The sequence below is a fragment of the Cyanothece sp. BG0011 genome, from assembly GCF_003013815.1.
In the GTDB taxonomy this organism is placed as follows: Bacteria; Cyanobacteriota; Cyanobacteriia; order Cyanobacteriales; family Microcystaceae; genus Crocosphaera.
Genome location: NZ_PRLH01000183.1, coordinates 44,073 through 57,010 on the forward strand (window position 1 = coordinate 44,073; position 12,938 = coordinate 57,010).

Here is a 12,938-nt window from a genome sequence, read left to right on the forward strand (position 1 = left end):
GAGCAAAAATAAATTATCATCTGTAGAATTTTTTAGAGCCTAATTATGGAATCATTATTTAATCTGGATTTACAACCTTTATTAGATCACAAAAGTGATCTTTGTCTATCAATTTATTTACCTACGTATAAAAAAGGAGCCGAAACACAACAAAACTTTATTCGTTTCAAAAATTTAATTCAGCAAGTTCAAGAAAATCTCAGCCATCGCGGTTTAAAAGAGGCAGATATTGACGCTTTTCTCAAACCAGCTTACGAATTACTCGATGATCGAGAAAGTTATTTTTGGGAACACCAAGATTTAGGCCTAGGGGTATTTTGTAGTTCTAATTTTTGGCAAACCTATCGTCTACCTACCTCTTTTGAAGAAATGGTAATCGTTTCTGATCATTTTTACATTAAGCCATTAATGCGGTTTATGAATCTGAATCAACCTTTTTATTTATTAGCCTTAAGTCAAAACGAAGTGCGATTATTTAAAGGTAATCGCCATGATATTAAAGCAATGGAATTAGACGATATACCTCGCAGTTTGGCCGAAGCACTGCGTTATGATGATCCTGAAAAACAACTACAGTTTCATAGTAGTTCTCGCGGCGGAAATTCTCAGCCACTTTATCATGGTCATGGGGTAGGAACAACGGATAATAAGAAGGATATTGAACGTTATTTTCAAGCGATTGATAATGGTTTAATGTCTTTATTACCAGTGGATAAACATACTCCTTTAATGTTAGCAGGGGTAGATTATCTGATTTCTATGTTTCAAGATATCAGTTCTTATCCTAATCTCATTAAAGATGCAATTATCGGTAATCCAGAGACTTTGTTACCTCAACAATTACACGAACAAGCATTACCAATTTTACACAAAGCGTTAGACCAAAAACAACAAGAAAGTATCGAAGAGTATCAAAATAAACAAGGAACCGGGGAAGCCAGCGATCGCTTATCAAAGATTCTAACGGCTGCTTATAATGGTCAAATTGATACGTTAATGTTGGCAGAAAATGAAGAAAAATGGGGAGATTTTGATCCTAATAATTATGAATTAGATATTCATTCTGAAAGAAGTCTTCAGAGTAATGACTTGTTAGAATTAGCCGCTTTTCATACGGTTAAACAAGGGGGAGAAGTGTACTTAATGGATAAAAATACTTTACCTAATAACTCTTCAGCAGCAGCGATTTTTCGTTATCCTGTTGTTAATTATGGAATCAATGGTTAAAGATTGCTTCGGGGGATTTTCATTACGAAACCTTGTAGGGTGGGCATTGCCCACCTTACAGTAATATATTCTGTTACCATATATAAGGTATGGATCAGAGGTGAAGCTAAATGTTTACAAAATTCCCCACTTGGTTATTAGGTTTATTGTTAATTTTAACCGCAACTTTTACCACTCAATATTTTAATTTTGCCATGATGGGATTAACGGTTTTTGTCTTAGCTTATTTAACGAAAGGAATGCGAAAGAATAACAATAAGTTTCAATAACTAAGGATTTACAAGATACGAAAAGAATCAAAGAAACTCATAATTATTTCGGATATAGCATCGGTTTGACTGGGGTTAGCTACTGCTAAAACATAAATTCTATCATTAATTAAATAAACTCGAAAACTAATTAACTCATCTTCATTTTTCATGGTTAATTGTTTGCCAATATCAGTTTCAAAGGTAATATTTTTATCCGTGATTAAAATAAAGTTTGTTTTTTTAACAATTCCCTGTTTAACTTGCTCTAATAATTGCTCTTTATTGGCGATTTGATTAGGATTTAACTTATCAGAATAAGCAGCCACAAAGCGATAATTTTGGGGATGACTGGCTAAAACTTGAAAAGATAAATTACTATTTTCTAACTCGATAGAAACTTCTTCAGAACTTTGTATTCCTTGGGGTATCCAAACCGAAAAATTCCCCTCTTGAAAGATAAATTTTTGCCAGCGAAGTTCCCTTGTATCAATGGTTAGCAGTTGGGAAGGATGTTCGATATTATTAGATTCAGATTGTTGTTGCAACCGTTGGATCTCTTGATCCATTAACCTTTGTCCATCCCTAAAAAAAGTTGGGCGATCTAGTCTTCCTTGGGCTAATATTTGTCCAATAGGATAATAGCAACAACTAAAAACAATGATAGATACAATAATCTTTTTCATTGCATTAACTCACATTCAATTAAACGCATAAAGCAAAAAGTTGCCATTTTAAACCCATAGGGAGACTTCCACCAAATCGCAGGAAACGCACCTTTTGGGGCAGATAGGCTAAAATCCCAGTTAGGATAGTTATTGCCTTCCCATTGTCCATTTTTACGCCATCCCACGCGATCGCCATACTTCTGTAGGATATTCACATTTTGAGCGCGTAGGGTGTCGATACTCCCTCCCACATCCAGATAAAGACGCAACTGGATACTAAACCCAAAGCGATCGCTACTATAATCTCGCCATAGTCTATCAATCACTTGCAAAATATTACAAGGCAGTTGTTTCATGTCGTTGGGGGTGAGATCCTCCCGACTCCGGTTAACCGCATCGAGGATCACTCGACTGGTTTCTTGATCCGCTTCTTTGAAGTTTCCAGCTTTCAAAAATTCTTGTAATTGGCTATATCTATCGATATCTGAAACTAATTTTAATTTTTCTTCTAAATATAAGACTTTATCTTTTAAAAACTGCACTTCACTTAAAATTGCAGATAGATCGGGCTGATTTTCTGGGGGGATAGATTCAGTCATAATCAATTCTCGGTAATAAATCAATGATATCTTAAGAAAGTTCAGACAAATCTCAGGAAATTTTCATTTCTTTCTGTTTTAATGATATTACATTCCTGAAAGGATAGTCTATTGTTTTTTTTGTATAATTAATTGAAAGTAGTTTACGGCAAAATATGGTAACATCTCATTCTTCAAACTCGGTTAGTTATGATATCGAAAAAACTGTTCTGGATCGTTATCAAGAAGGGGCAAAAGTTCAACAACCTAGTTTATGTTGTCCCACAGAATACGAGGGAAACTATTTAGAAATTTTACCCCAAGAAATCATCGAAAAAGATTACGGTTGCGGTGATCCGACTCGTTATATTGCTGAGGGAGAAACAGTTTTAGATTTAGGCTCAGGGACGGGTAAAAATTGTTATATTTTAGCCCAAAAAGTGGGTCAAACGGGTCAAGTGATCGGGGTAGATTTTAATGATGAGATGTTGAAAATCGCCCGCAAATATCAGCAAGAAATCGCTGACAAGATTGGAACTTATAACACTAAATTTGTCAAGGGTAAAATACAAGATTTAACCCTAGATTTAGATTTAGTTGAAAGTTGGTTACGGGATCATCCCATTCAATCAGTGGATGATTTAAGTCAGTTTGAAAGTGAATGCGATCGCCTACGTAAAGAGTCGCCTTTAGTGGCAGATGATAGCATTGATGTTGTTATTTCTAACTGCGTTTTAAACTTGGTGAAACCTAACGATAAACAACAGTTATTTGAAGAACTCTATCGGGTTTTAAAACGGGGTGGAAGGGCAGTTATTTCTGATATTGTCTGTGATGAAGATCCTACGGAAACCATTCTCAATGATCCTGATTTATGGAGTGGTTGTATTGCAGGAGCATTCCGAGAAGATGAATTTTTAAAGATGTTTGAAAAAGTAGGATTTTATGGGGTTGAAATCCTCAAACGAGAGGAAACACCTTGGCAAGTAATTGATGGGGTAGAATTTCGTTCCATGACAATTCGTGCTTATAAAGGAAAAGAAGGGCCTTGTTTAGAAAGAAAACAATCCATTATTTATAAAGGGCCTTGGAAACAAGTTCAAGACGATGACGGACACATTTTTTGTCGGGGAGAAAGGATGGCAGTTTGTGATAAAACTTATCAGATTTTAACCCGTGCTGAAAGTCCTTATCAACAAGATATTATTGGGGTTCCTCCTTATCAAGAAATCCCTCTAGAAGAAGCAACAGAATTTAGTTGCAAAAATAAGGCTATTCGTCATCCTAAAGAAACCAAAGGCAGTGATTATCATCTAACAGAAATAAACGAAGATATGGACTGTTGTACCCCTGGAGAATGTTGTTAAGTTTCAGTAATCAGTTAACAGTGATCAGTTATAGATTACTGTTAACAACTTATTGATATGGAGAAAAAAATGATTGCTTTAAATACGAATCAAGTTACACCCTTTCATCAAAAAATAAAAGAGCCTTTAAATAAACAAAAAATTACCGTATTACAAATCAATTTAGGTCGACGTTGTAACCTTGCTTGTAACCATTGTCATGTCGAAGCAAGTCCCAAACGGACAGAAGAATTATCACCGGAAATTTGTCAACAATTAATTGAATTAATTGACCGCTTTCCCCAGATTGAAACCGTCGATTTAACGGGAGGCGCACCGGAAATGAACTACGGGTTTAAACCCTTAGTTGAAGCAGCTAGAAACGCCAAAAAAGAAGTGATTGTACGATCAAATTTAACTATATTTTTTGAGCAGGGTTTTGAAGATTTACCCGAATATTTTGCTAAACATCAGTTAAGAGTCATTGCGTCTTTACCTTGTTATTTAGAGGATAATGTCGATAAACAAAGAGGTAAAGGGGTTTATAATGCTTCTATTCGTGCCATTCAAAAACTGAATCAATTAGGTTATGCAAATGATCCTAATTTAATCCTAGATTTAGTCTATAATCCTCCCATTCCTAGCAATGAAAACTTTTCTTTAACTCCTAATCAAGTTAACTTAGAAAAAGATTACAAATCCTTCCTTAAAGACAACTTTGATCTTCAATTCAATCAACTATTTACTATTACCAATTTACCCATTGGTAGAGTAAAAACATATTTGCAAAACAAAAAAATATATGATTCTTATCTGCAATTTTTAGAGTCTCATTATAACCCCCAAACCCTAGAGCATATTATGTGTCGTAATCAACTTTCTGTTGATTATTTAGGGAACATTTATGACTGTGATTTTAATCAAATGGAAGATATTTCAGCTACTTTACCCAATGGGCAAGCTTTAACCGTAGAAACCTTATTAAAACTTGGTAATTTAGAGGTTATTAATGACATTAAAACTGCCGATTATTGTTATGGTTGTACTGCTGGAAGTGGGTCAAGTTGTGGCGGAGCATTAATTGAATAGATTGAGTTATGAATTTTAGTAAAAAACCATGCTTAAAACAACAAAATCAAGACAGAGATTATTAAAGTTAGGAGGAATAGCTGTGTTAACGGTTGCTACAATAATTCTTATCAAACAGCTAGGTATTGTAGATGCTTTTAGTATCACTGAAACCCTACAAAATTTATTACAATGGATACAAGATTTAGGAACGATTGGTTATTTAATCTTTACTTTAGTGTATATCTTATCAGCCATTTTATTAATTCCTGCTTCCATTTTAACCTTGGGTGCCGGTGCTATTTTTAATGTGGTGAAAGGTTCTATTTTAGTGTCTATTGCTTCGATGTTAGGAGCTATTGTAGCCTTTTTAATCGGACGTTATTTAGCCAGAGGATGGGTGTCTAAACAAATAGAAAAATATCCAAAATTTCAAGTCGTTGATGAAGCAGTGGCACAAGAAGGATGGAAAATTGTAGGATTAACTCGCTTATCTCCTGTCCTCCCTTTTGTTATTTTAAACTACGCTTTTGGGATTACTCAAGTCTCCTTAAAAGATTATATAACCGCTTCTTGGTTTGGGATGTTACCGGGGACAATTATGTATGTTTATATTGGTTCTCTCATTGGTAATATTGCAACATTAGGGGCAGGAGGAAGGGAAAGAACCTCTTTAGAATGGGCATTATATATTGTTGGATTAATTGCTACTGTATTGGTTACTGTGTATGTTACTAAATTGTCTCAAAATGCTTTAAATAATCAAATTGAAAAAAGTTAAACTGTCCAAACAAAGGTTACTTTCATTATTCATTGGTAATTTTATTGTTCATCAGATTTCTTTTTGTATGTTAGTTGAACCTTTCCGAAAAATAAGCCAACTGATTACAGTTGTCCAGCACAACAAAATGAGTGCCACAAAGCGTTCATATAAACCATTAATATTATTAGGCATTTGAAAGAAAGGAGGGGCAACAATAAGCCAAATCACAGCAGTGGCCACCGTAAAATATTGCCACCTACGGTTAATTTTACGCAACCCAAAGGACAGTAAAAAACAAATTAGGGGAAACATTAAACCTAGCACATATACTGCATAGAGGTGGACTGAAAAACCAGAACTATCGGGAAGATGGGCATATTGATCATGTTCTGAAATGATAAGAATGTCGATACCCAACAAGAATAATAAGGTTGCACCGAGTTGCCAACGCCAGTCTCCTAAGTTCCAACGCCACAAAGCGATCGCACAAACCATTAAACTAATGGCATAAAGATTCAGTCCGACATCTTGAATCCAAGCATAGTCACCAATAGCTAAATTACTGATAGTTTGACTAATAGGATTATAACTGTCAAGTACAATAATTCCGACAAAATCAGTCAGCAAAACAATCACATTACCAGCAATTCCTACAATTCCACAAATTTGAAAAAATATTTGACTCGAACGACCCAAACTTGAACGGAAATTTTCTTTATCCATCTTAAATCTATAGTGATATCAGCCAACAAATATGGTCAGCCTAATGTGCGATAAACCTTGACTAACATTTATTATCTTTTAGTCTAAGTAAGCTAGAGAATTATCTAATCAGTCTAAAGGGGGATTTTAAATAAAAAAGCTGATTAATACCCCGCTTTTTGTTTTTATAACTATCTTCTTTAGTTATCTCCTTAACAATATAGCTTTCTTTAAATTTATCAGTCATTGGGTAGATGAATGGTCTTCAGTCGGTTTGATAAATTTATCACCATAGGTGAAAATTGCTGTAAATCGTAACAGGTTGCTGAGAACAACTGTCTAATTCTAAGACTTAAAAACGCTAAATTTTGTTACATATTGTCATAACCAGCAGAAACCCAGTCAGGACGCATTATTGAGCAAAATGACTTTTTTGCCCTAAAAACGATTTTAAGTAGTCTGAGATACCATAAAAGTAGGCTTAGAACGTTTTTTGTTGTTCAACCCCAAGGAAAAGATGGATATTGATTATTTAATCGTAGGTAGTGGAATATCTGCATTGGTGTTTGGTTCATTAATGGCCAAAGCAGGGAAACGGGTTCAAATATTAGAGGCCCACGAACATCCGGGAGGGTTTGGTCATAGTTTTACCATTGGCAATAAATATACTTTTAATGCACAACTGCACTATGTTTGGGACTGTGGTGAAGGAGAAACGGTTAACCGTGTTCTTCAACAACTTGATTTAGATCAAAAAGTGACGTTTAAACGGTATAATCCTGATGGATTTGATCACATGAGAATGCCAGGTTATGCTGTGGATATTCCTTCAGATTCTCAAGTTTTGATTGACAGACTATCGAAGTTATTTCCTGAAAAAAAAGATAATATTGCTAGTTTTATTACTGAAGTTAATACCGTTAGCAAAGGGTTAAAATATTTGACGCAACCTTTAATTTTTGAGCAAATTATCAAGAATTTTGGGGGCGTTTTCACTACTGTAAAATATGTTAGTAGTACCTTACAAGATGTTTTTGATAAGTTTAACTTACCGAAAGAAGCACAAACGTTATTAGCATTACAATGGCCTGATTTTTTATTACCACCGGAACAACTTTCTTTTTATGCGTGGGTTATTCTATTTACCGCTTATCAAAGAGGGGCCTATTATCCCGATAAACATTTTGAATTTGTCATTGATTCTTTGGTAGAAGTCATTAAAGAAAATAACGGAGAAATCTTATACGAACAAGAAGTTATTGACTTTATTGTAAATGATAAAACCGTTAAAGGGGTTAAGGCCATTGATCGAAATACCCATGAAACAAAAGAGTTTACAGGTAAGACAGTTATTTGTAATATTGATCCCAAAAAAGCCGCTAAAATGATCGGATTTGATAAATTTTCTTGGTCAGTTCAACAAAAATTAAAGTATGAATATTCCCCGTCTAATTATGTTGCTTATTGTGTGGTTAAAGATATTGATTTAAGAGAGTATGGTTTTGGAGAATGGAATACCTTTCACAGTGAACAAAAGGACTTAAATACTGCATTTAAGCAGATGTATGAAGAGAATGATTTTTCTCAATTGAGTTTTGCAATTACCACCCCCACCTTACTAACCAATGAAGAAAGAGACTGTCCTGAAAATTGCCAAATTGTTGAACTTTTAACCGTGGCTAATTATAACTATTTTAAAGAACTCAGAGAGAAAGATAAGAAGGAATATTATCGAAGAAAAGAAGAAATTTTAGATATTATGCTAGACATAATAGAAGAACAATATGTGCCTAATTTTCGAGAACATCTGGTGTTAAAAATGACAGGAAGTCCCACCACTAATGAGCGATTTTGTTGGTGTCCGATGGGTAATTCCTATGGTTCTAGTTTAACACCAAAACAGATGACAATTGGTCGACTGAGTTCTGAAAGTTCCCTCAAAAATTTCTATTTTTGTAATGCTTCTTCTGGATATCCTGGGTTTGCACCCACCTTTTGGACTGGGGCAAGTTTATATCAGAAATTATCAGGAGATTCCATCTTATCAAAAAGTTTAGACAAACAAAATAGTTAACAAAATTGTTAATGGTTGAGTTATAAAATAGGAGATTAATATCATGAAATTTGCGATTATTGGTGGTGGTGCAAGTGGAATGGTGACTGCTTATTTATTAGAAAAACGAGGACATTCGGTAACCGTTTTTGAGAAGAAACCCTATTTAGGGGGCAATATCATTACCTTAAATAAAAATGTTAAACCCAATCATTCTGATTGTAATTTAATTTTAGATTGTGGGGTGTTAGAATTTCCCACCGTGTTTCATAATTTTCTGAGTTTAATGCAAGAATTAGAGGTAGAATTAGAACCGATATACACAGGTTCGGGATTATTTTTAAGAGATGGCCGTTATTTTTTATCGGGAGGTATGATTAAAAAGAATTTTCAAGGGTGGAAAAGATGGTTAGAATATTTAAGATTAGATACATTATACGCCCGTTCGGCTGGACTTTGGGCTAAACTTAAGTTTAGTAACCGACAAGAATTTTATGATCATTCTATTGCTTATTATTTGGAAAATCAATGGATTCGTAATTGTTGGTTAAAATTACTATTAATGTATAGTTATTCTATGTCATTTCATTTAATTGATCAATTTCCAGCAGCGTTGGGAATACCTATTCTAAAAAATTATGTTTTTGTTGACTGGGTAAGGGTGAAAGGGGGTGTTTATTCTTATATTGAAAAAATTTTAGAAAGGTTAAAAGGGCAAACATTTGTTAATACAGAAATTGTTAAAATTTCTCGATTCGATAATTCAGTCAACCTTTATTTTAATGATGGAACTGATCAACAATTTGATCGGGTTGTCTTTGCTACTCCCCCGGATCAAGTCTTAAAATTATTATCAGATCCCACTGAAGAAGAAATAAAACGGTTCTCTCCTTGGAAGGAAAATAAAGCAACCAATATGATTCACCAAGATACCAGTATTTACGAACCTTATGGTATTCAAGAATTCTCGGAATTTGACTTTTTTCAAACGACAAAATCCTGGGGTTATAATGCTTATTTAAATCAAGTATGTGGGTTAAATTCTTCTGAAAAATATAGTCTTGCGTTTAATTTAGAAGAGTTAATTAATAAAGATAAAATCATTCATAGACAAGAACATGAAACTCCTTTTTATACCGTAGAAGCCCTAAAATATGTTCCAGAAATTATCAAAACCAATGGAATGAATAATACTTATTACGCAGGGGCTTATCTTTCAGATGGCTTACACGAAGGGGCTATTACCTCAGCGTTTCGAGTTGCTGAATTAATCGGCAAATAAACTATAATAACTGAGAAGATATAGAAAATCATGTAACATGAAACAATTATCCGATCTATCTTCAAAACAATTATCTGACTGGTTATCAGAAGCATCACAACAAACCCAAAAAGGGAAATTACCCAATTATATTCCTCTACTCCAAGACAGTAAACCGAGTGTATTAACGATTTGTATTATCACTAAAAATAATTATATTCTCAGCCAAGGTGATAGTCAGATAAAGTTTCCTTTAATGAGTATTATTAAACCTTTTTTATTGTTGTATCTACTCTCAGAGTTTGGAGAAGAATTAATCTTTCAAAAAGTAGGTTCTCAACCGTCTAATTATTCCTTTAACTCTTTAAAACAATTACAATTAGATCAAGGATTTCCTCGTAATCCTATGATTAATAGTGGTGCGTTAACCTTAGCCTCTTTACTTCCTGGAAATGATGGGGATAGGAAATGTCAAAACCTACAACAATGGTTAAACCAACACAGTCAATGTGATCTATTTTTAGATGAATTGATGTTACACTCGGTTCAATCTTTACCGAATCTTCGCAATAAAGCTATTATCGATGAATTAACTAAAACCGGACAAATTAATGACCCGGACATTACCCTGGATACTTATAATAAAATTTGCTGCCTTTCGGGAAACATTATTGAGTTAGCCCGTTTAGGTTTATTATTAGTTAATAGCCCGAATATATCGACGAAAAATGCTACAATTGTCCGAAATATTATGACCACTTGTGGACTGTATGAAGCCTCCGAAAACTTAGCCAAACATATTGGCTTTCCCAGTAAATCAGGGGTGAGTGGTGCTATCTTATCTATAGTGCCAGAACAAGGAGCGATCGCCTGTTATAGTCCCCCTTTAGATGCACAAGGAAACTCGGTGGCGAGTTTATATCTCATTGAAAAAATAGCTACCGCATTACATACTAGGGAAAAGTAGGCTATCACTATATTTCAACAATTAAGAATCTCCTAATCAAAAAATTAAGTCATCAAGAAGATAAGGAGATTGCTCAGGTAAATCTACATCATATTCTGCTTGTACAATTTCAACTGCATCTTGATAGATTTCTTCAAATTGCTTTTCTAGTTTAGGCTTCATACCAGGAGCATATTTACCTTTTAAATTTTTTTTGAAAGCCAAAACCTCGGCTTTCCATTTCCTGCAACATTCTTCTAAGGGAACATAGTCAATCTTTAAAAGATGTTCAATTTGTCTTCTTAATAAGCTAACCACTGCGCTATATTCACTACGTCCCAAAGCTTCAATTTCCTCAATAATATTGTCCCAATCTATTTCCCCTAAATGTTTGATTTCTTGATGGGTATTCACCAGCTTTCGTAAAGCTTTCCCTTGTTCTATTGTCCATTGATAATAATCTGTTTCGTAAGTCGTAGCCATTGCTATGTTACGCATAGCTTAACCTCTTCTCAAAAGAATGTTTAAAGTCCTAAAACAAGTCTAGCAATAGAAAAATAAATTAACACCCCAATCACATCCACTGCCGTGGTAATAAACGGGGCCGACATCAAAGCCGGATCGAGGCCAAAGGATCGGAAGACAAAGGGTAGGGCCGAACCCGCAACCGAGGCCAAAATAGCGATCGCCACCAAACTAATTCCCACAGAAATCGACACTAACCAGTTACCCTGGAGTCCATAGGCCCACACCGTCGCTAAGGCCCCTAAGGCCACCCCTAATAAGGCCCCGGCCATCAATTCCCTTAAGATCACCTGTCCGGCACCGAGATCCCTAATATCCTCCGTATTTAAGCCCCGAATCACCACCGTTGAAGACTGGGCCCCAACGTTACCCCCCGTCCCTGTTAACAGGGGAATAAACGCCGTCAGAATAGCCATTTGTTCGAGTAACCCCACTTGAGATTTAATAATGGTTCCAGTGACGGTATTGGTTAACAGTAAGATGAGTAACCACATCACCCGTTTACGGGCCACGGTAATTAAACTGGTTTGAAAGTAGTTATCCCCATCAGACTGCACCCCACCCAAAGCATAGATATCTTCGGTGGCTTCTTGTTGTAAGATATCGATGACATCATCGACGGTAACCACCCCCACTAATCTTTCTTCTTTGTCCACCACCGGAACCGCTAATAAGTCGTACCGTTGAATCACCCGCGCTACATCTTCTTGATCGTCATTGGTGTTAACAGAAACGATGTCTTTGGCCATGATTTCCCCTAGGGTGACGTCTGGGGAAGATAACACCAAATCTCGCAAAGAAACAATACCCACCAAATGACGAAAGGCATCAGTGACGTAGAGATAATAAACAATTTCTGAAGCGGTGGCTAAGGTTCTAATTCTTTCTAGGGTTTGGGCGGCGGTTAAACTTTGTTTGAGGGAAATATATTCTGGGGTCATGATGCGCCCGGCGGTGTATTCCTCGTACCCTAATAATAAGGCGGTGGTTTGTCGTTCTTCAGGGCTTAATTGTTCGAGTAAACGACGGACTACTTTAGCTGGTAATTCATCAAATAAACGGGCGCGATCGTCCGGGGACATTTCGTCTACAATATCCCTAACCTCTTGTTGTTTAAACTGTTCAATTAACGATTGTTGAACCGTTGAGTCTAAATGTTCGTAAACGGCGATCGCTTCTTCTTTGACCAATAAGCGAAAGGCGATCACTTGCATTGACTGGGGTAACCCTTCAATGGCCTCAGCAATATCAACTGGTTGCACCGGAACTAAAAGGGATTTCGCCCCTTGTAAATTTCCCTGTTCTAATAATAAGGCCAATTGGTTGCACACTAATTGACGCAACTCTTTACGGGTATTTGATTGTATTGCGGTTACGGGTTCTTTGGGGTTCACTTTCTAATTCGATCAAGAACCCATAGGGAAATTTGTTCTATGGGTGGATTTTGATGACAATCATAATTGATTTTATGTTACTTCATCAACTGATTGGTTTACAATTTGACGAGACGCAAGATGACACAATATAACATAAACACATTACTATCGTTATCA

Annotated in this window: 13 protein-coding genes; 8 read left to right on the top strand and 5 right to left on the bottom strand. The window is 35.5% G+C overall.

Translation table 11 applies throughout. The features are described from left to right. Positions 1–45 precede the first annotated feature (45 nt). Both C4E06_RS22105 and C4E06_RS28350 read left to right on the top strand, forming a co-directional pair. Positions 46–1,227, top strand: a complete 1,182-nt coding sequence (locus tag C4E06_RS22105) for a hypothetical protein (protein WP_107670551.1) — start codon at positions 46–48, stop codon at positions 1,225–1,227. 110 nt (positions 1,228–1,337) lie between these two features. Continuing rightward, positions 1,338–1,496 carry a hypothetical protein gene (locus C4E06_RS28350; RefSeq protein ID WP_198648940.1) on the top strand — a complete coding sequence of 53 codons (159 nt, stop codon included), beginning with the start codon at positions 1,338–1,340 and terminating at the stop codon, positions 1,494–1,496. Between the two features lie 8 nt (positions 1,497–1,504). Here the strand turns inward: C4E06_RS28350 and C4E06_RS22110 are convergent, their stop codons facing one another. Then, positions 1,505–2,161 carry a hypothetical protein gene (locus C4E06_RS22110; protein ID WP_107670552.1) on the bottom strand — a complete coding sequence of 219 codons (657 nt, stop codon included), beginning with the start codon at positions 2,159–2,161 and terminating at the stop codon, positions 1,505–1,507. Further along, positions 2,158–2,742 carry a GUN4 domain-containing protein gene (locus C4E06_RS22115; protein WP_107670553.1) on the bottom strand — a complete coding sequence of 195 codons (585 nt, stop codon included), beginning with the start codon at positions 2,740–2,742 and terminating at the stop codon, positions 2,158–2,160. Before C4E06_RS22115 ends, C4E06_RS22110 begins: the two co-directional genes overlap by 4 nt. 155 nt (positions 2,743–2,897) lie before the next feature. On the opposite strand from C4E06_RS22115, the gene C4E06_RS22120 reads away from it, so the two are divergent. The 3 genes from C4E06_RS22120 to C4E06_RS22130 all read left to right on the top strand — a co-directional run bounded on the left by C4E06_RS22120 (position 2,898) and on the right by C4E06_RS22130 (position 5,916). Further along, positions 2,898–4,088: a methyltransferase domain-containing protein gene (locus C4E06_RS22120; protein WP_107670554.1), complete on the top strand. Its 1,191-nt coding sequence runs from the start codon at positions 2,898–2,900 to the stop codon at positions 4,086–4,088. 69 nt (positions 4,089–4,157) lie between these two features. Beyond that, complete coding sequence (gene arsS / locus C4E06_RS22125) at positions 4,158–5,156, top strand: arsenosugar biosynthesis radical SAM (seleno)protein ArsS (protein ID WP_107670555.1); 999 nt, start codon at positions 4,158–4,160, stop codon at positions 5,154–5,156. 28 nt (positions 5,157–5,184) lie between these two features. Beyond that, positions 5,185–5,916, top strand: coding sequence for a TVP38/TMEM64 family protein (locus tag C4E06_RS22130; RefSeq protein ID WP_107670556.1), 732 nt, complete (start codon positions 5,185–5,187; stop codon positions 5,914–5,916). A 51-nt stretch (positions 5,917–5,967) separates the two neighbouring features. Here C4E06_RS22130 and C4E06_RS22135 read toward each other — a convergent pair whose 3' ends face one another. Continuing rightward, on the bottom strand, positions 5,968–6,621 hold the full coding sequence (locus C4E06_RS22135) for a DUF998 domain-containing protein (protein WP_107670557.1): 654 nt from the start codon (positions 6,619–6,621) through the stop codon (positions 5,968–5,970). A 496-nt stretch (positions 6,622–7,117) separates the two neighbouring features. Here C4E06_RS22135 and C4E06_RS22140 point away from each other — a divergent pair, with 496 nt between their 5' ends. The 3 genes from C4E06_RS22140 to C4E06_RS22150 are packed head-to-tail and all read left to right on the top strand — an operon-like array spanning position 7,118 to position 10,881. After that, complete coding sequence (locus tag C4E06_RS22140; RefSeq protein ID WP_107670558.1) at positions 7,118–8,674, top strand: NAD(P)/FAD-dependent oxidoreductase; 1,557 nt, start codon at positions 7,118–7,120, stop codon at positions 8,672–8,674. 43 nt (positions 8,675–8,717) lie between these two features. After that, on the top strand, positions 8,718–9,935 hold the full coding sequence (locus tag C4E06_RS22145; RefSeq protein ID WP_107670559.1) for an FAD-dependent oxidoreductase: 1,218 nt from the start codon (positions 8,718–8,720) through the stop codon (positions 9,933–9,935). A gap of 37 nt (positions 9,936–9,972) precedes the next feature. Further along, the gene (locus C4E06_RS22150) at positions 9,973–10,881 is read left to right on the top strand and encodes a glutaminase (protein WP_107670560.1); all 909 of its coding nucleotides are present in this window, start codon (positions 9,973–9,975) and stop codon (positions 10,879–10,881) included. Positions 10,882–10,917: 36 nt separating this feature from the next. On the opposite strand, the gene C4E06_RS22155 is transcribed toward C4E06_RS22150, so the two are convergent. After that, positions 10,918–11,358, bottom strand: a complete 441-nt coding sequence (locus C4E06_RS22155) for a DUF29 domain-containing protein (RefSeq protein ID WP_107670561.1) — start codon at positions 11,356–11,358, stop codon at positions 10,918–10,920. Positions 11,359–11,384: 26 nt separating this feature from the next. Beyond that, complete coding sequence (mgtE, locus tag C4E06_RS22160) at positions 11,385–12,779, bottom strand: magnesium transporter (RefSeq protein ID WP_107670562.1); 1,395 nt, start codon at positions 12,777–12,779, stop codon at positions 11,385–11,387. Positions 12,780–12,938 lie beyond the last annotated feature (159 nt).

What these genes read in the sequence shown, in the direction of transcription:
- C4E06_RS22105 (WP_107670551.1), top strand. Translation starts at nt 46, where the DNA reads ATGGAATCATTATTTAATCTGGATTTACAACCTTTATTAGATCACAAA.
- C4E06_RS28350 (WP_198648940.1), top strand. Translation starts at nt 1,338, where the DNA reads ATGTTTACAAAATTCCCCACTTGGTTATTAGGTTTATTGTTAATTTTA.
- C4E06_RS22110 (WP_107670552.1), bottom strand. Translation starts at nt 2,161, where the DNA reads ATGAAAAAGATTATTGTATCTATCATTGTTTTTAGTTGTTGCTATTAT.
- C4E06_RS22115 (WP_107670553.1), bottom strand. Translation starts at nt 2,742, where the DNA reads ATGACTGAATCTATCCCCCCAGAAAATCAGCCCGATCTATCTGCAATT.
- C4E06_RS22120 (WP_107670554.1), top strand. Translation starts at nt 2,898, where the DNA reads ATGGTAACATCTCATTCTTCAAACTCGGTTAGTTATGATATCGAAAAA.
- arsS (WP_107670555.1), top strand. Translation starts at nt 4,158, where the DNA reads ATGATTGCTTTAAATACGAATCAAGTTACACCCTTTCATCAAAAAATA.
- C4E06_RS22130 (WP_107670556.1), top strand. Translation starts at nt 5,185, where the DNA reads ATGCTTAAAACAACAAAATCAAGACAGAGATTATTAAAGTTAGGAGGA.
- C4E06_RS22135 (WP_107670557.1), bottom strand. Translation starts at nt 6,621, where the DNA reads ATGGATAAAGAAAATTTCCGTTCAAGTTTGGGTCGTTCGAGTCAAATA.
- C4E06_RS22140 (WP_107670558.1), top strand. Translation starts at nt 7,118, where the DNA reads ATGGATATTGATTATTTAATCGTAGGTAGTGGAATATCTGCATTGGTG.
- C4E06_RS22145 (WP_107670559.1), top strand. Translation starts at nt 8,718, where the DNA reads ATGAAATTTGCGATTATTGGTGGTGGTGCAAGTGGAATGGTGACTGCT.
- C4E06_RS22150 (WP_107670560.1), top strand. Translation starts at nt 9,973, where the DNA reads ATGAAACAATTATCCGATCTATCTTCAAAACAATTATCTGACTGGTTA.
- C4E06_RS22155 (WP_107670561.1), bottom strand. Translation starts at nt 11,358, where the DNA reads ATGCGTAACATAGCAATGGCTACGACTTACGAAACAGATTATTATCAA.